This window comes from Mucilaginibacter sp. SG538B (assembly GCF_013376065.1).
GTDB lineage: Bacteria > Bacteroidota > Bacteroidia > Sphingobacteriales > Sphingobacteriaceae > Mucilaginibacter > Mucilaginibacter rubeus.
This window is the reverse complement of sequence record NZ_JABMJI010000005.1, coordinates 139,339-158,686: the sequence shown is the minus strand read 5'-3', so window position 1 is coordinate 158,686 and position 19,348 is coordinate 139,339. Positions and strand designations below refer to the sequence as shown.

Here is a 19,348-nt window from a genome sequence, read left to right as displayed (position 1 = left end):
ATGCGTCTAAATAAGGCAAATTTGGCGAAATCCTGAATCATCATTTGAGGGATGTTGCGGTCTTTAGCAATGATTTGGCTTCAACAAATCCTTCAATTTTGGTAATCGTTTTCCCGTCTTCATCGACAAACAACAATGTAGGGTAACTATTAACATCGTAGCGTTCAGCAAACTTTTCACCGTCTCCTTTTTCTACATCAATAGAAAGGTTCACAAAATGTGAATTAAAGTAGGCAGACAATGTCTTATCCTGGAAGGTCGTCTTTTTAAGCTGTTGGCATGGCGCACACCATACCGCGTAGGCATCTACAAAAACTGACTTATGCTGCCGTTTCGCCTCCGATAGCGCAGCATCGAGATTTCCGTCTTTAAAGCTAACGCCGCTTTTTTTATTAGGCTGCTGCGCGTAACTATGTCCGCTCAGCAGTAGTATCAAGGCGCAAATAAGCCCTGGATGTTTTTTATTAAAAATCATTATAAAGTTACCTAATAGGATTTTCATTTTTCAATGCCGTGGCTACAGCTTCCAAAAGCGTTGGACTAATGCGCCGCTTATAGTCAGGATTGATGTATTCAAATTGAATAATGCCGCCTTTGTCTAAAATAAAAACGGATGGTACAGGCAATAATTTATCTACATCCTTGCCTGCCGAGCCTTCAGCGATTGTCTTATCGTAAGCGGCCGGTGCTTTAAATGCGATGCCGAACTGCTTGGATGCCGCAAGGTCAGCGTCGGAAAGCAAAGTATAAGATAACTGGTGTTTGTCAATGCTCTTGTTCAAATTTTCAGGGCTATCGGTGCTTATGGCAATGATTTGATAGCCCATTTTTACCAACTGCGCCTGGATGCCTTGTAAGCCTGCTAATTCCTTATTGCAGAACGGGCACCAGCCTCCACGATAGAAAATTAAAATGGTTGGCTTGTCCGCAACATGTGCATTCAGATCAAAGGGCTTGCCGTTGGCAGCCGGAATGTTCACCAAAGGGATTTTTTCGCCGATTAGAAGCGGACTGATATCCGTTGATTGCTTCGGGTATTGCTGCATGGCTGTCGTATCGCGCACATTTGATGATATGGCAGCAGCATTAAAAGCTGTAAAACCTAACAATACCGTGGTAAAGATGGTTAAATAAAAAAAATTGCGGTTGACCTGTGGTTTCATTTAGATTGAATTAATAGGATTAAAAATTGCCAGCAGAGCTTTCTCTGCAGGCGAATGACATTACATTTTGGTCGTGTCTTTTTTCACTTTCGACATCTTGCCCGATTTTTTGCTCATTTTCTGATGGCTCATTTTGGACATTTTCATGGTGTCTTTTTTCATTGGAGCCATTTTATCCTGCGCATTCACGCTTAATGTTAAACAGATTGCGGCAACTGCCATTACCGGAAGAGCTTTTAATTTTAATGCTTTCATTTTGTTTTTAGTTTAGTTTTTCCTGTTAGTAGGAATACTATGCGATACCTTACAATATTTCTGATAAAAATTTCAAATGTTCATTGTAAGGATCTTGTCGTAATTACGACTAACCATTGCATTAAGTGGCATACACGCGGCTTAATTTGTCAACTTACATTATTAAATAACAAACATCCACCATGGTAAAATTTTCATTATTGGTCGGGCTTGAAGCAAAAGCAGGAAAAGAACGAGAATTAAGTGACTTCCTTAAAAGCGCATTGCCATTAGCTCAACAGGAAACCGGAACGGTTACCTGGTATGCCCTTCAAATAGGGCCTTCAACTTTCGGTATTTTTGATTCGTTCGAAACGGAAGCAGCGCGCGACGCACACTTAAACGGACCGATTGCTGCAGCGTTAATGGCTAAAGCTCCAGAATTGCTGTCTGCCAGCCCTGTCATTGAGAAGGCCGATATACTAACTGCGAAGTAAAACAAGAAGTGCGGCCTTGGCCGCACTTCTTTATCTAATTTACGTATTAAATCACCGGAGCAGGTGGAAAATCAACTGGCAACCAGTAACACCTATTATAAAACAATGTAAGGCTGCCTAAACAGGCAGCCCGTAATTAGATTATTTAAGGGTTACTTTGATAATACCGGTAACTGGCGGCAGTGTGGTAAATGCATTTGGATTTGGAACCGCAGCAATTGGTTGACTCTCCTTTAATGGCGTTCCAGCAAGATTGAACTGGGTTAAGCCGGCACCGGGAAATTGATTGATAGCCGTCCCATCATCAAATAATTTAATGGTACCTGATATGTCACCCTTTTGAGTAGCATCTACACCGTTATCGGCAGAAGCAAAGAACCAGTCGTTTGAAAAGCCGTACATGGTGGCAATGGCCAAACGGTCTCCTGCGGCAACGTTAAGCTGCTGTGATACGACGCCTCCTTGCTTACCGGCTATACTTGGCAGTAACACCTTGGTATTCGGCGCAGGTAAAACATAAACTGCCTTAACTCCTTTAACTGTTTTTAAATAAGCCGCCAGCGTATCTGCATTACCCTTCTGGGCCAATGGCGTAAGCCCTTTACCAGCATCGATTGTGCCCGCTTTATATATTGGGTTGTCGATTCCGTTATAAACTACTACGAGGATTGGAGACAGCGGGGTGAAAATGCCTGTAATTGATTTAACGTATGCGCTTAGCGCCGTGTTATCACCGGCTTCGGCGATGTTCGTTAACCCATTCGCTGTCGGCTGACCGGATGTGTAAAGCGGCTTTGGAGCTTGCAGCGTTCCACCAACGATGTAAGAAACGCTCCATACGCCCGGGCTTAGCGGTGTCTCGTTGGCCGTACCTCCGGAGGTGTTTTGCAGCGTCAATGCAAAGGTCGAATTACCATTGTACTTCAGTGTTGCTTTAACCAGCTTAGATGCAGCGAGGTAGGTATTTCCCTGTGCATCTGTGCCGGTTACTTCAGAGATATTTTTTGTTTCCGCGACGCCGGGGTGAGTCACCCCTGCACCTGGTTTTTGATTAACTCTGGTTCCGTTGTCCCAAAGCTTGACCTGTGTTGAAACGTCACCTTCAATCGGGTTGCCGTTGTTATCATAAACCTGGATACCTGGGTTGTCCGGGGCAAAGAAAAGGTCGTTTGAGGCGCCGTACATGGTGGCGAAAGACAAGGCCTCACCCTTTGCGGCTGAGAATGTGATTGTCGTCGACTGCCCTGGTTGAATTAATGCCGGTGTCCCTGTGCCCTGGAAAGTGCCCGATTCTACCAGCGGTTGGGACTGAAGCACGTTTTCGACAGTGATTGTGCTTTGTTGAGTTGTTACTGATCCATTGTTGTTGTCTTTTTTGCAGGCTGTTAATGCTAATGGAGCAATTGCTGCCAGTAAAATTGATTTGGGGTTTTTAAGTAGATTCATATTATAAGATTTTCCAGGTTTGTCGCTCGGTCTGGAAATTTCTTACAATGCTTTTTCAAAAAAAAGCGAACGCTGACATTATCATGACGCTTCGAATAAATGTCGAAAAGAATGAGGCCGTGTCATAAGTCAGCTTTAACGTGGCTTATTTATCTAGCCAGGTTTTTAATTGCTATTTGATTATGATGATTATTAGGTAATGTTATTAACCCATTGTATGTTCTTTGTCATTTTGCCGTTTGCTTTCTCGGCGACCCCAGGCAGCCATTACATCCCACACTTCAGTCAATTCTTTTCCCGAATCACTGAGTTCATAACTCACTTCAGGGGGTATTACCTCCACAGCACGTCTAATCACAATTTCATCTGTCTGTAATTGTTTTAATTGCTGAATTAATACCTTCTCGCTAATGTTTGGCATGCTTTTCCTTAACGCATAGTAACGTAGCGGGCCGCCTCTTAACTCTTTTATAATGATTAATTTCCAATGGCCCGCAATCTTATTCACGGCATAGGTAAGCGGACAGGTAATCTTCCTTTTGGCCTTGTTATGTTGACGTGTCGAGGTTTCTTTTACTTTAGTCATACGGGCATACCTTGGGGTAAGTTCTTGTGCAACGTTAGCTGCAAATATAGATTTGCTGCCAAATAAAATCATATTATCATGAAAATCATAATTATAGGATCATTAGGAAATATCGGCCGGTCACTAACCGGGCGGCTTGTAAAAGCCGGGCATAACGTAACGGTTATAAGCAGCAATGAAAATAAAAAAGAAGCAATCCAAAAAATAGGCGCAAATGCGGCTATAGGTTCGATAATGGATGAAGCATTTTTAGCAGCAACTTTTAAAGGCGCTGATGTGGTGTATACCATGATACCCGATAACCTTCAGGTATCAAATTATACAGACTACATAACGCAAATTGCCCAAACATATGCAAATGCACTTGCAGCTGCCGGCGTATCACAACTTGTTAATTTAAGTAGTAATGGTGCTCACCTGAAAGAAGGTGCCGGACCGATTTCATCCATGTTCTATGACGAGGCTATTTTTAATAACATGGACGGTTTAGTAGTAAAGCATCTCCGCCCCGCCTCATTTTACATCAATTATTATAACAGTATACCCCTGATCAGGAATACAGGAATGATGGGCTCTAATTATCCGGGCACTACAAAGTTGCTATTAACACACCCGCTGGATATTGCTGACGCGGCATTTGAAGAAATTACGGCCCCTTTTCCAGTAACAAAATTCGTTTCGTTGCCAGCGACGAAAAAACCGGAACAGAAGTTGCCCGCATTTTAGGAAATGCCATTGGCAAACCAGATTTGAAATGGGTTGAATTTACCAATGAGCAATTTATTGGCGGCTTGCTGCAGAGCGGGCATCTTTCGAAGCATGCGGCGGAAGGTTTAGCAGAAATGGGAATAGCCTTAGGAAACGGGAGGATTACAGAAGAGTTCTACAAGAATAAACCAGTTTTAAGCAAAAGAAAATTTGAAGAGTTTGCCATAGAATTTGCAAAAGTATATCATCAGGCGTAACCTAAATTAGGTTCATACTTTTTGATAATCAGTTACTTATGCGGTATAAATTAACACACAAAAAACAGCTCAAACTAAACGAGGTTGTCTCAAAGTGAGGCGGCCGCGTTACTCTTACGAAAATTTGAAGTATCTTAAAGACATAAGCGAAAAAGTTGTCTTTAAGAAATATTACCCTGATCAGTTAGCTTATCTCAATCACTTGAAATAAAAAAGCCGCCTCGTAATTCACTTATGAGACGGCTTTTTTATTAAATTATTGATCTCGTTTCGCAATCAATCGGTTGGCTAACAACGCGTCTAATGAATAACGTCCCGCTCCGAGTAAAATTAAAGCCAGTAAGCCAGCTATGTAAACTAAATTTATTTCATATCCCGGCGGTCCGAATACCGGACCTTGAGGAGTCAGGCCGATAGTCTTCACGGCACTGAAGCCATAATGGATATGAATCGTGAACATAGCTACCAGCATGGTCCCAATAAGAGGCAATGCCATTATACTGGTAAAAAGGCCGGCCATAATCATTATGCCGCCGAAGACCTCCGTGAGCATAGATATCCATGCCATCAGCTCCGGGGCGGGTACATGCAGTTGGGTGAGCAAATGGGAAAAAGCTTCAGGACCACGCATGAGCTTTGCCCATCCATGGGCTAAGAATCCGAATCCGATAATAAGGCGCAAAAGCAAAGGCGCAAATTGCTGGTAATTTTTACCAGTTATAGAAAAAATATTGTTGTTCATTGCATTTGATTTTAAGTTGTTTGAGATTTGCCGACAACAGCATATCCATTATCAGTTGTTTATACCAATGACAACATATCATCAGATTAGAAACGTACAATTAAGAGTGTACAGCGGCACTGTCTGCGGGCGACGATCAACAGCGTTGAGCGAAGTATCCCGGCATTTCAAAAATAGGATTGCCGCGATGAATAAATAAACGGAAACGACACAACACGGTAAAGGCGGATGCCAGCTATTTGAACGTTGTGCGTTTGTTATAACATTTAAGGCAGTCGCTTTGCAATCATCCTGGGCGTTTAGCAGGTGCGCACCACTTGTTTTGGGTACTGAATTTATGGAATGAGCAATCACTGCAAACAGCGTATTCCGCAATGGGCAGAAACTCAGGCTTAAAAACATTGCGATCAACGCTATGCCCATAAACTTGTTTTTCCCGTAAATACGTCTTTTACTTCTTGCCATTTCCTTATAAATTTTTATTTCGAAACGAACACATTCACCAAGAGCATAGTCCCCAGCAGTAACAGAACAATATAACTGTATCTAAAAAACTGGCTTCCCTGCATTTTAGAGTTAATGTAACGACCGATAAGAATGGCAGGTACAAGCACTGGTAAGGCGAACAAAAAATAGCACATTAACTCCCGGGTGATTAAATTACTGTACCAATAGCCCAACACGCCCGCCAAACTTGCAGCAAGAAAATAGGCCTGCAGAGTTGCCCGGAAATGCTGCGCGGTCCACCCACGTTTCGCACCATAAATAACCAGCGGAGGGCCGTTTATACCATAAGCGCCGCCTAAAATACCAGACAGTAGCCCGCATCCAAACAGCCAACGACCATCATCTTGCTTTAGTGCTTTAAGTCTGGTGCCAGTCAACAAATAAATAGAAAATGCGATGATCACCGTCCCCAAAATACATTTCACCCAGGCTTCACTCACATGGGTTAACAACCATAAGCCGAGGGGTATGCCGATTATCGCATATACGATCAGCCAGCCCGCACTTTTAAAATGTATTTTTTTCCGGTCCTGAACAACTACGAAGCCTGCGATCGTAACAGATATAAATACCGACAGCGGAACGGCAACCTCAAGCGGCATAAATAAGGCGAGCAGTGGTACCGCTATGATAGATTCGCCAAACCCAAAGGCGGAACGGAATATCGTAGCAAAAAAAATGATGATGTCTATTTTTATAACGGTCGCATTGATCAAACCCACTATTTTCCGGCTTTAGTTTATTACAAATTAAATATTCATTTTTTACAAATTAAGCATCGACAACGAACCCCTAATAATAGTTTATAAAGCTTATGGTATTTTTGACGGATAGCTTTACTAATCCTTACAAAAATTTTGAAATAAATTAGAATTGACATTTTTTAGCTTAAATAATTATTGTTCGTAAGGGTATCGCTTGTCTTTCGACTAAAATCCATAAGGATTTAAGCTATTACATTGATCATTTACTTAAGCAGATTTCTACGCATGGAAGAATACTCATTTAAGATACACATATCGGAAAGTGACCTTATTGATTTAAAATATCGTTTAACACATGTTAAGTGGCCGACGGATGTTGATAATGCCGACTGGAAATATGGCGTAAATAGAAAGTATCTTGAAAGCTTAGTTAGTTACTGGGCGAATGATTATGATTGGCGTCTGGCAGAACAGCGCATCAATTCATACCCGCAATATCGTATTCCCGTCAATGGCGTGCCGGTTCATTTTATTTATCAACGGGGAGTTGGTAAAAACTGTAAAGCGTTGATCCTAACCCACGGATGGCCCTGGTCATTTTGGGACATGCATAAGATAATCGGGCCGCTGACTAACCCAAAAGCTTTTGGCGGTGATGAGAAAGACGCGTTCGATGTGATTGTACCATCGGTGCCAGGGTATGGATTTTCGACCCCGACGCCAGCCGGCATTAACTTCTGGAAGACAGCAGATTTATGGCATACGTTAATGACCGAAACATTAGGTTATCAGAAATATGCAGCAAGTGGCGGCGACTGGGGAGCGTTAATTACTTCTCAGCTTGGCCATAAATATGCAGATAGTTTGTACGGCATACATTTAATGCATACCATGGATCTGGATCAATTCAATAAGGAAAGGCCGTGGGATGTATTTGCAGGCCATAAAACTGCCGAGACGACACCTGCCCACATCAGGCAGCAGAGCCTGGAAAGGATGAAGATCTTTGTGAGCCATTATGCAGTACATATGCTTGACCCTCAAACGCTGGCCTATGGCTTGCAGGATTCACCTGTAGGATTGCTTGCCTGGTTGCTTGAACGCTGGAGAAGTTGGGCGCAAACTGGAAATGGAAATATTGAAACTGTGTTTCCCAAAGAACATATGATTACGAACACAATGCTCTATTGGATAACCGGGACCGTAGCATCTTCGATGCGTTTCTACGCGGACGGCGCAAAGTATCCCTGGCAGCCGGCTCATGGTCGTACGCCAATTATAGAGGCTCCGGTCGGTATTACCTTTCTGGGTGGTGAAAACCCGGCAGGTGTTACGACAGACCAGCGTGTGAGTGCGTTCAAGAAAGGCCCAAAATATCAGCTATACAATGTCCATTATTTGAATGCTCATGAAAAAGGCGGTCATTTTGGCTATTATGAAAACACCGAAGCAGTCGTTCATGATCTCAGGGCAACTTTCCGCGATTTAACTTTTTAAATACAAGGGTATGTAAAAAGACAATGATGGCGGGAGCAAATCAACGGCACCAGGAGAATGGAAAAACTGCACGTCGAAAGCTGTCACCTGCGACTGTAAGTACACCGCTTGTGTCCCTGTGAAAGCGCAATGATGCCCCGGAGCTTCCACTTGCCGCCGATCGCATACAAGGAGTCGCCAACGGCCTGTAACTTTTCGGCGCAGCCGAGTTCCCGTACCCTGATTTCTTCTTCCTTTGACATACTGCTTACCTTAAGGTTAGTAGTTACCTTTTGTAAACTACTGGATTTTGGTAAGTAAAGGTAGCTATCTTTGACCGAAATTAAAATTTAGCAGCCATGATGATTGTGGTAGCCATTTCCGGCTTGTTAGCCCTCACTGCATCCATTTTATTCTGGTATTGGGCTTATGCACCTACGCCAAAAGTGCCTAGCTTATCGGCAAAACTATCCCGTGAAGCATTGACGGTCGGCGCCGAAAAACGTACCTGTTGGAAATACGCTCCCGGCGCTCTGGGAAAACAAAAGGTGCCGCTGGTCATTGTTTTGCACGGCTCTGGTATCAATGGGGTCAAAATACGGGCCTGGACCGGTTATGCGTTTGACCAACTGGCGGATCAATATGGTTTCGCGGTGGCTTATCCGGATGGTTATCAGCGCAGCTGGAACGATATCCGTAAGAACGTGCCCTTTCCCGCTAAGCAGAAAAATATCGATGACGCCGGTTTTATCCGGTCGCTCATTGAAAGTTTCCAGGTCTCCCACAACATAGCCCTGCAGCAGGTCTATGTGTTCGGCTACTCCAATGGCGGTATGATGGCGCTCCGGCTGGCGGCATCGGTACCTGGCTTGCTGGCCGGCATTGCTATCGTGGGTGCCAACCTGCCGACACCCGATAACCGCACAGACGATATTCAGGCACCCATGCCCCGGGTGATGATGATCCATGGCACCAAAGATCCAATTATTCCATATGACGGCGGCCGGGTCAGGTTCTTTGGCAAGGATCTTGGCAATGTCCTCAGCGCATCAGCTACTGCCGAAGCAATTGCCGAAACCCATGCAGGGCCGAAGACCATACAGATTGAACGCCTGCCCCACTTAGATCCACATGATCCGACAAGTGTTGAACGCAAGACCTGGTCACAGGGCGAACAAAAGGTCGTTGAATTATACACGGTTTATGGGGGCGGCCATGTCATTCCACAAACGACAGCCAAATTCCCAAGACTGATGGGAAAAGTGAACAGAGATTTCAGCGCCGCCCGTAAAGCCATCGCATTCTGGGGATTGGACCAACGATAGTTGACAGAACGGTCAGTTAAAAGATTGCCGGAATTCCATCGGTGATAAATCCGTTTTCTTTTTAAAAAGCGTGCTGAAGGATTGCGCATGCTCAAAGCCCAGCGCGTAAGCGATCTCGCTGACGGACAGACTGGTCGTAGACAGTTTTTCTTTGGCCTTCGCGATCAGTTTTTCATGGATATGTTGCTGCGTATTCCGCCCGGTATGGACCCGAAGCAGGTCGCTCAGGTAGTTCGGCGACAGATTCATTTGCGTAGCCAGATATTGCACGGTAAGCAAACCAGCTACCTCTCCCATAAAATATTCGTCCACGATCTTTTCGAATTTGACCAGCAAGTCGGAATTGTTGTACTTACGTGTTATGAACTGTCTTTCATAAAAGCGTTTGGAATAATTAAGCAGTAGTTCAATTTGGGTTAAGATGATTTCCTGTGTATGCCGGTCGATATGCCGGCATTCCTGATCGATCTTATGGAGAATAACGATCAGGTCATTTTCTTCCTGGGCTGAAAGGTGCAGCGCCTCATTCACCGCGTAATCGAAAAATCCGTAGTGGTGAATGTTGCCCGTCAGCGCATGATGTAACAGGAAGTCCGGATGAAAGATCAGGAGATAACCGGACCCGCATTCCATATTTTGCAGGTCCAGTTGTTGCACCTGGTTAGGTGCAGTAAAACTTAAAACGCCTTTATCGTAATCATAATGCTGCTGCCCATACCTGATCTTACCTTTGGCTTCGCGTTTGAGCGCCACGCAATAAAAGCGGTTCACAAAACCTTTCCATACCTCGTCCTCCAGGAAAACACTTTCCGCCAGGTTGATCACACTCACCAGCGGGTGACGGGGCCCGGGTAAGGATAGCAAGCGATGAAACTCGGATATGGAATTGATGGCATTCATAAACAAATTTAATCATTTAATCCCATCCCAAACTCATCATAAGGTGCACCGGTATCCGTACCTAAAGGCACTATGCTTTCCAGTTGTGACAGATCAGCGTCTGTTAACGCAATCGTAGCCGCCGCCAAGTTTTGTTCCAGGTATGTCCTCCGTTTCGTTCCCGGGATCGGCACGATCCCCTTGGCCATGATCCAGGCCAAAGCCAGTTGTGAGGAAGTAACGTCCTTTGCTGCCGCCATCGCTTCAATGGCCTTGACCAGTTCAATGTTTTTGGCGAAGTGTTCCCCCTGGAAACGCGGCATGCCCCGGCGGAAATCATTATCCGGCAGGTCGGCCTCACTTTTGATCTGACCTGACAAAAAACCCCGGCCCAGCGGCGAGTAAGCGACAAAGCCTATACCCAGTTCCGCTAAGGTGGCCAAAACCCCGCGTTCTTCCACCGTCCGCTCAAACAAGGAATATTCGCTTTGTACAGCAGTAAGGGGATGAACCGCGTTTGCCCGCTTAACGGTCTCAGAAGAGACTTCCGACAGACCGATATAACCTACCTTACCTTCCTTAACCAGTTCTGCCATGGCTCCAACCGTTTCTTCTATCGGCGTGCTTTTATCCAAACGGTGCATATAATAAAGATCTATGTAATCGGTATTAAGATTTTTGAGCGATCGTTCTATCGATTTCTTTACATAGTCTTTTTTACCATTGATGGCCCAGGTTACTTTTTTGTTATCATCGATCTCCCAGCCAAACTTCGTGGCCAGGATAAACTGATCACGTTTGCCGCTAATAGCTCTGGCAATCAACTGCTCATTTTTTAGCGGCCCGTACAGATCGGCCGTGTCCAAAAAATTACCACCCAGCTCCAGCGAACGATGGATCGTCGCGACGGCTTCCTGCTCATCGGCAGGGCCGTACATATGCCCTTCTTCAAAACCGGTCATACCCATACAGCCCAATCCGATCACCGGCACCACCAATCCCTGGCTGCCCAGTGCTATTTGTTTCAATTCCATGACGCAAAATTCGATAAACTCAAACAGGCCAATGTATGCAAACCCCTGAGGCTTGTAAGCAAATCAAGGAATATTTTTCGCCTGAGCTTCATGATTGGTTTGTGATGATCTTACGATGCGATGTGCCGGCTGTTAAAGCAGGCTGGGCGGGAAACCGTACCGTCTTATAGTTTCCTTATAGCAGGTCCATATCCCGCGCCACGTAATAGCTGGGCACCAGCGGACGGAAACCGGTCCGGCTGCGCAGCTTGGAACTGTCCAGGACGCCTTCGAAGGGGTCGCTGAGTGGGCCGGGCTCAGTATCGAACGTTTCCGCTGCCTTTCCGACCGAGTCGGCCAGTTCGTACAGGCTGATCGGGGCGTCATCTGCGATATTGAAGATCTCGCCGTTTAGTCCGTCGTGCTGAAGCAGGATCAGCAGCGCCTGGGCCACATCCAGGTGGTGAACCATATGCATGCGGTACCCGGGATGGCGCCTCCACTGCTTAAGGACCGGCATGATCTCTTCGATATGCGGGTCGCGGTCGCCATAGACAAAGCCCAGGCGTAAGATCCTTACATCGGGATGGAGAATTAATAATTCCTGTTCGGCGGCGATCTTGCTGGCCGCATAGGCCCGCGGATCATTGATATCCACCGGATCGGTCTCTTTGGCCGGATGGCCGTAGCCGGCATGGTAAACATTGCTGGTGCTCGTAAAGACAAAGCGCTTTACGCCGGCGGCCAGCGCCGCCCGGGCTAAAGCGACGGTACCCGAATGATTGGTTTTGACAATGCCTTCGTTATCGGTAAAAGTCCGGAATAAGGCCGCCAGATGGATGACCACATCCATACCCGCTACGGCTGCATGCAAGGTGTCCGGGTCAAAAAGATCGCCGGCGACTGCCCGGGTACCGGGTATTACCTGAGCGGCATCGCGTACCAAAATAGTGACATCATACCCTTTGGCTAAAAGGCGTGGCACCAAACGGCTGCCAACTTTTCCTGTAGCTCCTGTAACTAATATTTTCATGGCACAAAGTTGACCGGAAAGACGCACGTCCACAATCGATAATCAAACCAAAAACTATGAATTTCAAACCTTCCGGAAGGTATTGGGCGTGGTGCCGGTCAGGCGCTTGAAATAATTATTAAAATAGGCGGGGTATTCAAAACCCAGCGCATAGGCAATGTCGGCTACGCTCCAGTCGGTATACAGCAAAAGCGCCCTGGCTTCGGCAGCTATGCGCGCGGCGATATGAACTGAGGTCGGTTTACCGGTGACCGATTTGACCGCCCGGTTCAGGTAATTGACATGCAGGGAAAGCCTGTTCGCAAATTGCTGTGGATTGCGCAACCGCAGCGGCTCATTCGGCCGTTCGATCGGGAACTGTCTTTCCAGGAGGTCCAGGAACAAATGCGTCACCCTCCCCGCGCCGTTTTGAAAAGCCGCGGCCTGTTTCGGCGGCTGGATGCGCAACGCTTCATGCAAGACCACGGAAATGCAGTTGCGGATCAGGTCACTTTTATAAGGATAGTCTTCCTGGTACACCGACAGCATTTCGCGGAAAATGCCGTCCATAAAAGCGGCCTGTGCGCTGTCGAGCGGGATCACGGGGTTGTCGCCGGCACGGAACAGCGGCGAATCGTGCAGTTCGCGGCTGTTCATAAAAGCTTCGGTGAACAGGCAGGCATAGCCGCTGGTCCGGTTCACTCGGCTGACCACCGAATGCGGCACTTTGGGGTTCACAAAGAAGAGCACGGTGCCCTTGAGCTCCAGCAGTTTCCCGCCATATTGGACGGTCATGTCGCCGTTGACCAGGCCCATTTTATAAAAGTCGCGGCGGCCTCGGCGAAGCGGGAGTTCCTGCGAGGCCTGCAGGGCATGTACCCGGAAGCCTTTCAGCCGCAAGTCTGCCATATTCACGCCCGGAATTTCCTCTGTCATCCGGCAAAGTTAACAAAATCAAACCTTGAAATGTAATGTGACAACTGGAATTGGTATAACGCCATGATTTCGGCTAAAAAGGCATCATGTCAAGATTTTATTTACAAAGTTTACATTTTTATTTACAATCCAAATTCGTCATGCCTGAAAATGGCCACTTAGATTCGCTGAATCAATTTCAAAAGACATGAAAAATAAAAGCAATGTTTGGTACAGCCTGGCGATGGTACTGGCTGTCATGATGTATGTTCCGGTACGAGCCGGGCAAAAAAATGGTGCGCAACGCGCTGACTTTTCAGGCGAATGGCGCGCCAAAACATCGATAGCGATGGGTGGCAATATCGTTTGCTGTTTTGACCCAGGTGACCGCCTGCTCGCGCAAACGATGAAAATAGCAGCGGCGGAAGGTGGGCTGACCGTAGCGGTGTCCAGCGGGTTTCCGGGTACAGCGCCGGCGGCCGGAATGGAAAAAATGTCCTTCGACAGTAAAGCCAGCGAAATTGCCCATGGCCGGGGAAGAGGAAAAAAGTTTACCGTCAAGTGGTCAGCTGATGGACGAACGCTGACGGTGAACTCGACGGTGCGCATGATCATCGATCAAAAGCCAACAGAAGTATACGTTACAGAGGTTTGGAACCTGAGTCCCAATGGTAAGTCGATTACGGTGCAGGCAAATGCCCGGTCAGGCCTATACAGTAAAGCGCGCGCCTGGAAAACCGTATTCGAAAAGGTCGGTTAGCACAACAACCTACCCGCAATCCCCCTGCAATGATATGGAATGACAGGCAAGTCGAAAGCAGGCTGGCGGCAATGAAAGCGGTTTACACAGATGACATCGTGTTTTACGAGTCAATCATTGAGCTGATCGCCAAACTGCAGGAGCAATGGCCCCTTGAATTTAGGTTTGAGCTGACACGTCCCCGTATATCCGGCCAACCACCCCTGGCTACAGGAATGGATATTGCGGCAACAGCAAATGGTAAGATCAGATCACTGCATCTTTTTCCCGATATTGCTGAAAACCAATCTGAGTAAAACTCCGGCACGTTCAGGTAAGCATTCTTATTTCCGCTTAAAGAATTGATGGCGGTTTCAGATCACAGCCGTCAATTAAAGAGATTAAAATTGGCAGTAGCGTACCACTGCCATTCCCATTAATTCCTGTTTCGTTTACAGCAGCTCACCCATCCCAAACACCGTCAATCCTTTGGCAAATTGTTCGGCTACGGCCTGGTTGGCGGCTTCAATGTACTGACCGGTTATCGGGTCAACCACGGTGCGTAACGGCCGGGTGCCTTTCGGGGTGCCGATCAGTTTTATAATGGCATCGGCAACGTCCTGCGGGTTAGGTTTTTTAGCCTGCATCTCGCCGCCCAATGCGGCTATCATTTTGTTGGGTATATCAGCTATGGCGCTGTAACCTTCAAATACCCCCTGGTCAGATGCCGGGTTGTTCTTTTGCTGCATTTCGGTAGGGAAAGCGCCCGGCTCCACAAGGGCCACATCAATGCCTAAACGCCTGACCTCGTAATGCAGGCCCTCGCTTATTCCTTCCAGCGCAAATTTCGAGGCCGCATAAATGGTAGCGAACGGAAACGATACCCGCCCAAAGCCGCTGGTCACGTTAATGATCAGTCCCTCGGCCTGTTTGCGCATCGCGGGCAACACCCGTTTGATCAGCCGCCAGGGTGCATAAACGTTGATATCAAACGTGGCGTGCACATCGGCTGTGGTAAAGCTCTCGGCGACCCCACCCATGGCGTAACCGGCGTTGTTCACCAGCACATCAATAGTGCCTTCCCGGGCTAAAATGGTATCAACGGCCTGCTTCACGCTGTCGTCGTCGGTCAGGGTGACGTCCAAAACGGTCACATTTTCTACAGCGGCTAATGCCAGGGCCTTATCGGCGTTACGGTTCTTGGTATCGCGCATCGTGGCGTATACCTGGTGCCCCAAGGCGGCTGCGCTGTGGGCGGTAAGCCAGCCAAAACCACTATTTGTTCCGGTTATCAGTACGATCTTTTTGCTCATCTTTTTGTTGTTTAAATGAATAAGCAAATGTTGACAATGGCAGCGAAAAAACATTTACCATATGGTAAAAAGCGCCGTTAACGGACATTTCTCCTTATGCGGCTCAGCGACTGCCGGGTGATGCCCAGGTACGAGGCTACATACGAAAGCGGGATGCGGTTGATGAGGCTGGGGAAGCTTTCGATGAACGACAGGTAACGCGTGGTGGCATCTTCCGAAACCAGCGGGCTGCGCCGCTCCATAGCCAGCGTAAGGCATTTTTTGACCATATTAGCCTTCATCATATCCCATCCTACAATGGTGTTGGATATCTCATCCCAGTTCTTTTTGCTAAAAACAAGGACCTTGCAGTCGGTAACAGCCTGTACATACTCGGAGGCCATAATCTGCGATTCGAACTTTTCATTATCCACTACAAAATTGCCTTCGTCCACAAAATAGTTGGTAATCTCTTCGCCCCGGTTATTATAATAACAAAAGCGGAATACACCTTCCAGCACGAACGCCACATACCTCGGCACCTTCCCGGCTTCCGACAGATAGTCCTCTTTTTTGAATTCGAGCATTTCAGCCTTACTTAGCAAAAACTCGATCTGCTGTTTATTGAGGTCACCAAATTGCAGGATAAGATTGATTAGCTCTTCCATCACGTAAAGATAGTGTACCGCGCAAAGCGCTCACTTACCATATGGTAAAAAATGAAATAAGCCGGACATGGATTCAAAAAAACGTGTTACAGATAGGTTGCCTGGCCATTTCAGTTGAAGGGCTGCCGGAAATCCAATGGGCTTTGATTGGTCTTGCTTTTAAATAATTTATTGAACGACTGAGGATGTTCGAAACCACTCACGATTGAAATCCTCGAAACGCACAACGCTGACCGGCGGGTGCGCCGGGCTGGGCAGCTGCATGAACTGGTGAAATTCACTGATGGTCTTGATACGGTACGGTTCCATAGCCGGTTGAATTTACGATTTTGATCGGTAAACCGCTGCAAACTCCTCCATGAAATTCCTGCAGTTCGGCTTTGCCCAGGACCGGTTTATGCTTATTCAATATCCCTTCGGACAGGTGTGATCCCACGATGACGCCGGTTCTTTTGTCCAGGCCGGCGCCATAGCTGCTGAGGTAAACGACTTTCTTAACGCCTGAACTTTGTATCGCTTCGGCGTACGCCACGGCCGTTTACGGTAATAATCGATCGTGTCGACCGCTCCAAAGTTGGGCGGCGTCATGGCATAGACCGCGTCCGCACCGGTAAAAACTTCCTTTAAAACCCCGCATCTTAAACAGAGCCAATGGCGGCTTTGGCGCCTAAGGCGGTTATTTGTTTTTGATCATCCGGCTGGCGGGTGAACTTGTCCGGGGCTGATGAAAATAATGATTTTCGGGCTTATCGGCATTTTGTTTTCATCCAACGCAAACGTTCCTGATCCCTTGTGGATAAAAATAATCTCGTAAAAATTAACTTGATGTAATGTGCTGTCTAACACATAATGTTTCAACGTTTCAATATACCCGATATCTAATAACAATTCTAACCCATATTTATAAGGTAGAAAATAATATGTTTTAATTGGGGGGATCGATGCCATATCTTTTACAATTTTTGGCTTCTCAAATTATGTTTACCCAACGGCTTGCGGTTTATCAGTTTTAACCAAGTGAATAATGTAGGTCGTCGTTCTTGAAAAGGTGTCAGCCGTCTGCCAGGTCCAGCGCCCAGCCGTCCCCCGCTAAGTGCCGCGTGGCCGGATCTAATTGCCCGCTTACTGGTACGCTCACGATGTACCAGTCTTTGAGCGTTTGAGGCCCCTCCACAGAATTGGTCATGGTATTCGAAAAGAGCCTGGCGAGGCAGCAAATTGGCCGACGGAGTTGGTTGTTGCAGCAGCGAACTTTCTTTTGTCTGAAGTTGTAAATATCATATGGTGACTTTTGGCTACAATGTTGCGAATTTTGAACACATTCTGTCACTCGTGATCCGGCAACTTTGCTGTATAAAATTACAGCAATATGGATTTACAACATAGTACGGTACTGATCACCGGAGGCAGCAGCGGTATCGGTTTAGAGATGGTCAGACAGCTCACTCAAATTGGGGCGAACATCATTATCACGGGTCGGGATCCGGATAAACTCAAAGAGACCAAAAAGCAATTTCCAGCGATCCATATATTTCAGAATGATGTCAGCAATTCGCAAAATATAGCCGAGTTATATGCTGATGTCACCCGGCAATTTCCCGAACTAAATATCCTGATCAATAACGCCGGTGAAATGCGGTTGCTTGACCTGCAGGATACCAGCAATAGTTTAGAGAACATGACCCGTGAGATCGATATCAATCTTTCCGGGACGATACAGATGGTTCACCAGTTTCTGCCGCATTTGATAAAACAGCATTCAGCAGCCATCGTCAATGTTTCCTCCGGAATTGCTTTCATGCCTTTTTCGGTTGCACCGGTTTACAGCGCTTCCAAAGCAGGTGTACGGGCTTACACGCAGGCTTTACGCTTACAGCTTAAAGGCACGAACGTTAAAGTCTTTGAAATGATCCCTCCGGGCATAAAAACCAACCTGCAAAAAGATTGGGTGATCTCAACGGATACGAAATCATCCATGACGATGGAGGTGGACAAGATGGTGGAAGTAACGATCAAAGGCATTCAACAGGATAGGCCGGAACTTAAGCCATTTCTGATCACGGTGATCAAGTGGCTAAGCAGGATCATCCCAGGCGCCCTGATCAATTTCGGCCATCAACAATTCGAAAAATTCAAGCAACTAAATGTTCAATCAAACCGATCAGCAAAATGAAGAGAACAATTTTAGCGGTCATCCTGCTGTTCGCAGCGATAACATCATTCGCCCAAAAGCTTCCGGCCGACCAGATACTGGGCACCTGGCAATGCAGCGATTATAAAATAGGAGTATATAGATCCGGGAATACTTATTCCGCAAAGCTGCTCTGGTCAAAAGATATGTTCGAGGCTGACGGCAAAACATCAAAGAAGGATAGTAAGAATCCTGATGTAAAACTTAGGGACAGGCCGGTACAAGGGCTTACCCACATCACAGCGCTGGTATTCAAGGACAGCGGGTATGCAGATGGTAAGTTGTATAGCGTACAAGATGGTAATACGTATAGTCTGAAAGGCAAATTGAACGGCATCAATGACCTGGAAACACGCGGCTATAAAGGCGTGCCAATGTTGGGTAAAACCTTTAAATGGAAACGGGTTCAATAGTTCATTATAAATTAACAAACATGAAAGACATGCAAAAAGACGAATTGTCGAGGTTCTGGTTCATGGTTTCCAATGCCATACCTCCGGTAGGTGTATTCCTATACTTTAAACACAGAAAAAACCATCCAAAAAAAGCCAACAGGGCATTGACCAGTGCGATGATCGGCGTGCCTATGGCACTGGTGATGAGCTATATTATCAATACACACCTATTAAAATAATCATGATCAAAAACCTTATCTCTTTATTGTTGCTCATTGTGTCCGTATCATTAAGCTTTAAACATGCCTGGGATACGGCGCATTACCAAGGCAACCCGGAATCTTTCAAAATGATGGAAAGCCTGGGCATTAGCATATCCATGATCCCGGTCTTCGTAATTTTGGCCGTTATGACAGGCATACTTTTGCTGCTCCCAAAAACATTTTTTATTGGAAACATGCTCAACGCGATGACCATCATCCTGGTCATAGGGCTGGCATTACGAGCAGGAAATATCAGGATGACCCTGATCGAGATTCCGTTCCTGTTCATGCCATTAATAATGATATGGTTGAAATATCCTTTCAAAAATTAAACTA

General features: G+C 46.4%; 26 protein-coding genes. 11 read left to right on the top strand and 15 right to left on the bottom strand.

Annotation, left to right across the window (positions count from 1 at the left end; all coding sequences use genetic code 11):
* Positions 1-40 precede the first annotated feature (40 nt).
* Genes FHW88_RS24225 through FHW88_RS24215 form a run of 3 tightly spaced genes read right to left on the bottom strand, consistent with a single transcriptional unit; the run spans position 41 to position 1,418 of the window.
* Positions 41-502 carry a thioredoxin family protein gene (locus tag FHW88_RS24225; protein ID WP_176628234.1) on the bottom strand — a complete coding sequence of 154 codons (462 nt, stop codon included), beginning with the start codon at positions 500-502 and terminating at the stop codon, positions 41-43.
* Positions 483-1,163, bottom strand: coding sequence for a peroxiredoxin-like family protein (locus tag FHW88_RS24220; protein WP_176628233.1), 681 nt, complete (start codon positions 1,161-1,163; stop codon positions 483-485). Before FHW88_RS24220 ends, FHW88_RS24225 begins: the two co-directional genes overlap by 20 nt.
* Positions 1,164-1,223: 60 nt before the next feature.
* Positions 1,224-1,418 carry a hypothetical protein gene (locus FHW88_RS24215; protein ID WP_176628232.1) on the bottom strand — a complete coding sequence of 65 codons (195 nt, stop codon included), beginning with the start codon at positions 1,416-1,418 and terminating at the stop codon, positions 1,224-1,226.
* Positions 1,419-1,600: 182 nt separating this feature from the next.
* Between FHW88_RS24215 and FHW88_RS24210 the strand changes: the two genes are divergently transcribed.
* Complete coding sequence (locus tag FHW88_RS24210; protein WP_176628231.1) at positions 1,601-1,894, top strand: putative quinol monooxygenase; 294 nt, start codon at positions 1,601-1,603, stop codon at positions 1,892-1,894.
* Positions 1,895-2,035: 141 nt separating this feature from the next.
* Here FHW88_RS24210 and FHW88_RS24205 read toward each other — a convergent pair whose 3' ends face one another.
* Both FHW88_RS24205 and FHW88_RS24200 read right to left on the bottom strand, forming a co-directional pair.
* Entirely contained in the window at positions 2,036-3,340 is a 1,305-nt protein-coding gene (locus FHW88_RS24205) for a spondin domain-containing protein (protein ID WP_176628230.1), read from the bottom strand.
* A gap of 205 nt (positions 3,341-3,545) precedes the next feature.
* Entirely contained in the window at positions 3,546-3,998 is a 453-nt protein-coding gene (locus tag FHW88_RS24200) for a winged helix-turn-helix transcriptional regulator (RefSeq protein ID WP_218117290.1), read from the bottom strand.
* A gap of 6 nt (positions 3,999-4,004) precedes the next feature.
* Here FHW88_RS24200 and FHW88_RS24195 point away from each other — a divergent pair, with 6 nt between their 5' ends.
* Both FHW88_RS24195 and FHW88_RS24190 read left to right on the top strand, forming a co-directional pair.
* Positions 4,005-4,652, top strand: a complete 648-nt coding sequence (locus tag FHW88_RS24195; protein ID WP_176628229.1) for an NAD(P)H-binding protein — start codon at positions 4,005-4,007, stop codon at positions 4,650-4,652.
* A 23-nt stretch (positions 4,653-4,675) separates the two neighbouring features.
* Complete coding sequence (locus FHW88_RS24190; RefSeq protein ID WP_176628228.1) at positions 4,676-4,891, top strand: hypothetical protein; 216 nt, start codon at positions 4,676-4,678, stop codon at positions 4,889-4,891.
* 256 nt (positions 4,892-5,147) lie between these two features.
* Here FHW88_RS24190 and FHW88_RS24185 read toward each other — a convergent pair whose 3' ends face one another.
* The gene (locus FHW88_RS24185) at positions 5,148-5,633 is read right to left on the bottom strand and encodes a DoxX family protein (RefSeq protein WP_176628227.1); all 486 of its coding nucleotides are present in this window, start codon (positions 5,631-5,633) and stop codon (positions 5,148-5,150) included.
* Positions 5,634-6,112: 479 nt separating this feature from the next.
* A complete protein-coding gene (locus FHW88_RS24180; RefSeq protein WP_317171383.1) occupies positions 6,113-6,862 on the bottom strand; it encodes a sulfite exporter TauE/SafE family protein in 750 nt (249 codons plus the stop codon).
* 267 nt (positions 6,863-7,129) lie between these two features.
* On the opposite strand from FHW88_RS24180, the gene FHW88_RS24175 reads away from it, so the two are divergent.
* Both FHW88_RS24175 and FHW88_RS24170 read left to right on the top strand, forming a co-directional pair.
* Positions 7,130-8,341: an epoxide hydrolase family protein gene (locus FHW88_RS24175; RefSeq protein ID WP_176628226.1), complete on the top strand. Its 1,212-nt coding sequence runs from the start codon at positions 7,130-7,132 to the stop codon at positions 8,339-8,341.
* Positions 8,342-8,679: 338 nt separating this feature from the next.
* Complete coding sequence (locus FHW88_RS24170) at positions 8,680-9,645, top strand: alpha/beta hydrolase family esterase (protein ID WP_176628225.1); 966 nt, start codon at positions 8,680-8,682, stop codon at positions 9,643-9,645.
* 12 nt (positions 9,646-9,657) lie between these two features.
* On the opposite strand, the gene FHW88_RS24165 is transcribed toward FHW88_RS24170, so the two are convergent.
* From FHW88_RS24165 to FHW88_RS24150, 4 genes are all read right to left on the bottom strand, one after another.
* Positions 9,658-10,545 carry a helix-turn-helix domain-containing protein gene (locus FHW88_RS24165; RefSeq protein WP_176628224.1) on the bottom strand — a complete coding sequence of 296 codons (888 nt, stop codon included), beginning with the start codon at positions 10,543-10,545 and terminating at the stop codon, positions 9,658-9,660.
* A gap of 8 nt (positions 10,546-10,553) precedes the next feature.
* On the bottom strand, positions 10,554-11,558 hold the full coding sequence (locus FHW88_RS24160; RefSeq protein ID WP_176628223.1) for an aldo/keto reductase: 1,005 nt from the start codon (positions 11,556-11,558) through the stop codon (positions 10,554-10,556).
* A 175-nt stretch (positions 11,559-11,733) separates the two neighbouring features.
* The gene (locus FHW88_RS24155) at positions 11,734-12,570 is read right to left on the bottom strand and encodes an NAD-dependent epimerase/dehydratase family protein (RefSeq protein WP_176628222.1); all 837 of its coding nucleotides are present in this window, start codon (positions 12,568-12,570) and stop codon (positions 11,734-11,736) included.
* A 63-nt stretch (positions 12,571-12,633) separates the two neighbouring features.
* A complete protein-coding gene (locus tag FHW88_RS24150) occupies positions 12,634-13,485 on the bottom strand; it encodes a helix-turn-helix domain-containing protein (RefSeq protein WP_176628221.1) in 852 nt (283 codons plus the stop codon).
* Positions 13,486-13,672: 187 nt separating this feature from the next.
* On the opposite strand from FHW88_RS24150, the gene FHW88_RS24145 reads away from it, so the two are divergent.
* Positions 13,673-14,224, top strand: a complete 552-nt coding sequence (locus FHW88_RS24145; RefSeq protein WP_176628220.1) for a hypothetical protein — start codon at positions 13,673-13,675, stop codon at positions 14,222-14,224.
* A gap of 29 nt (positions 14,225-14,253) precedes the next feature.
* Entirely contained in the window at positions 14,254-14,520 is a 267-nt protein-coding gene (locus tag FHW88_RS24140; protein ID WP_176628219.1) for a hypothetical protein, read from the top strand.
* A gap of 135 nt (positions 14,521-14,655) precedes the next feature.
* Here the strand turns inward: FHW88_RS24140 and FHW88_RS24135 are convergent, their stop codons facing one another.
* The 4 genes from FHW88_RS24135 to FHW88_RS30450 all read right to left on the bottom strand — a co-directional run bounded on the left by FHW88_RS24135 (position 14,656) and on the right by FHW88_RS30450 (position 17,111).
* Positions 14,656-15,516, bottom strand: a complete 861-nt coding sequence (locus FHW88_RS24135; protein WP_176628218.1) for an SDR family oxidoreductase — start codon at positions 15,514-15,516, stop codon at positions 14,656-14,658.
* 77 nt (positions 15,517-15,593) lie between these two features.
* Complete coding sequence (locus FHW88_RS24130; protein WP_176628217.1) at positions 15,594-16,163, bottom strand: Crp/Fnr family transcriptional regulator; 570 nt, start codon at positions 16,161-16,163, stop codon at positions 15,594-15,596.
* A gap of 277 nt (positions 16,164-16,440) precedes the next feature.
* Complete coding sequence (locus tag FHW88_RS24125; protein WP_176628216.1) at positions 16,441-16,695, bottom strand: hypothetical protein; 255 nt, start codon at positions 16,693-16,695, stop codon at positions 16,441-16,443.
* A 158-nt stretch (positions 16,696-16,853) separates the two neighbouring features.
* On the bottom strand, positions 16,854-17,111 hold the full coding sequence (locus tag FHW88_RS30450) for an AraC family ligand binding domain-containing protein (protein WP_176628215.1): 258 nt from the start codon (positions 17,109-17,111) through the stop codon (positions 16,854-16,856).
* 421 nt (positions 17,112-17,532) lie between these two features.
* Between FHW88_RS30450 and FHW88_RS24115 the strand changes: the two genes are divergently transcribed.
* The 4 genes from FHW88_RS24115 to FHW88_RS24100 are packed head-to-tail and all read left to right on the top strand — an operon-like array spanning position 17,533 to position 19,344.
* Positions 17,533-18,336, top strand: coding sequence for an SDR family oxidoreductase (locus tag FHW88_RS24115; RefSeq protein WP_176628214.1), 804 nt, complete (start codon positions 17,533-17,535; stop codon positions 18,334-18,336).
* Entirely contained in the window at positions 18,333-18,767 is a 435-nt protein-coding gene (locus FHW88_RS24110) for a DUF2147 domain-containing protein (protein WP_176628213.1), read from the top strand. The genes FHW88_RS24115 and FHW88_RS24110 overlap by 4 nt, the downstream gene beginning before the upstream one ends.
* Positions 18,768-18,787: 20 nt before the next feature.
* Complete coding sequence (locus FHW88_RS24105; protein ID WP_176628212.1) at positions 18,788-18,988, top strand: hypothetical protein; 201 nt, start codon at positions 18,788-18,790, stop codon at positions 18,986-18,988.
* A 2-nt stretch (positions 18,989-18,990) separates the two neighbouring features.
* The gene (locus FHW88_RS24100) at positions 18,991-19,344 is read left to right on the top strand and encodes a hypothetical protein (RefSeq protein WP_176628211.1); all 354 of its coding nucleotides are present in this window, start codon (positions 18,991-18,993) and stop codon (positions 19,342-19,344) included.
* Positions 19,345-19,348: the final 4 nt, after the last annotated feature.

Coding starts and splice junctions, on each gene's coding strand:
- FHW88_RS24225 (WP_176628234.1), bottom strand. CDS start 502: ATGAAAATCCTATTAGGTAACTTTATAATGATTTTTAATAAAAAACAT.
- FHW88_RS24220 (WP_176628233.1), bottom strand. CDS start 1,163: ATGAAACCACAGGTCAACCGCAATTTTTTTTATTTAACCATCTTTACC.
- FHW88_RS24215 (WP_176628232.1), bottom strand. CDS start 1,418: ATGAAAGCATTAAAATTAAAAGCTCTTCCGGTAATGGCAGTTGCCGCA.
- FHW88_RS24210 (WP_176628231.1), top strand. CDS start 1,601: ATGGTAAAATTTTCATTATTGGTCGGGCTTGAAGCAAAAGCAGGAAAA.
- FHW88_RS24205 (WP_176628230.1), bottom strand. CDS start 3,340: ATGAATCTACTTAAAAACCCCAAATCAATTTTACTGGCAGCAATTGCT.
- FHW88_RS24200 (WP_218117290.1), bottom strand. CDS start 3,998: ATGATTTTATTTGGCAGCAAATCTATATTTGCAGCTAACGTTGCACAA.
- FHW88_RS24195 (WP_176628229.1), top strand. CDS start 4,005: ATGAAAATCATAATTATAGGATCATTAGGAAATATCGGCCGGTCACTA.
- FHW88_RS24185 (WP_176628227.1), bottom strand. CDS start 5,633: ATGAACAACAATATTTTTTCTATAACTGGTAAAAATTACCAGCAATTT.
- FHW88_RS24175 (WP_176628226.1), top strand. CDS start 7,130: ATGGAAGAATACTCATTTAAGATACACATATCGGAAAGTGACCTTATT.
- FHW88_RS24170 (WP_176628225.1), top strand. CDS start 8,680: ATGATGATTGTGGTAGCCATTTCCGGCTTGTTAGCCCTCACTGCATCC.
- FHW88_RS24165 (WP_176628224.1), bottom strand. CDS start 10,545: ATGAATGCCATCAATTCCATATCCGAGTTTCATCGCTTGCTATCCTTA.
- FHW88_RS24160 (WP_176628223.1), bottom strand. CDS start 11,558: ATGGAATTGAAACAAATAGCACTGGGCAGCCAGGGATTGGTGGTGCCG.
- FHW88_RS24155 (WP_176628222.1), bottom strand. CDS start 12,570: ATGAAAATATTAGTTACAGGAGCTACAGGAAAAGTTGGCAGCCGTTTG.
- FHW88_RS24150 (WP_176628221.1), bottom strand. CDS start 13,485: ATGACAGAGGAAATTCCGGGCGTGAATATGGCAGACTTGCGGCTGAAA.
- FHW88_RS24145 (WP_176628220.1), top strand. CDS start 13,673: ATGAAAAATAAAAGCAATGTTTGGTACAGCCTGGCGATGGTACTGGCT.
- FHW88_RS24140 (WP_176628219.1), top strand. CDS start 14,254: ATGATATGGAATGACAGGCAAGTCGAAAGCAGGCTGGCGGCAATGAAA.
- FHW88_RS24135 (WP_176628218.1), bottom strand. CDS start 15,516: ATGAGCAAAAAGATCGTACTGATAACCGGAACAAATAGTGGTTTTGGC.
- FHW88_RS24130 (WP_176628217.1), bottom strand. CDS start 16,163: ATGGAAGAGCTAATCAATCTTATCCTGCAATTTGGTGACCTCAATAAA.
- FHW88_RS30450 (WP_176628215.1), bottom strand. CDS start 17,111: ATGGCATCGATCCCCCCAATTAAAACATATTATTTTCTACCTTATAAA.
- FHW88_RS24115 (WP_176628214.1), top strand. CDS start 17,533: ATGGATTTACAACATAGTACGGTACTGATCACCGGAGGCAGCAGCGGT.
- FHW88_RS24110 (WP_176628213.1), top strand. CDS start 18,333: ATGAAGAGAACAATTTTAGCGGTCATCCTGCTGTTCGCAGCGATAACA.
- FHW88_RS24105 (WP_176628212.1), top strand. CDS start 18,788: ATGAAAGACATGCAAAAAGACGAATTGTCGAGGTTCTGGTTCATGGTT.
- FHW88_RS24100 (WP_176628211.1), top strand. CDS start 18,991: ATGATCAAAAACCTTATCTCTTTATTGTTGCTCATTGTGTCCGTATCA.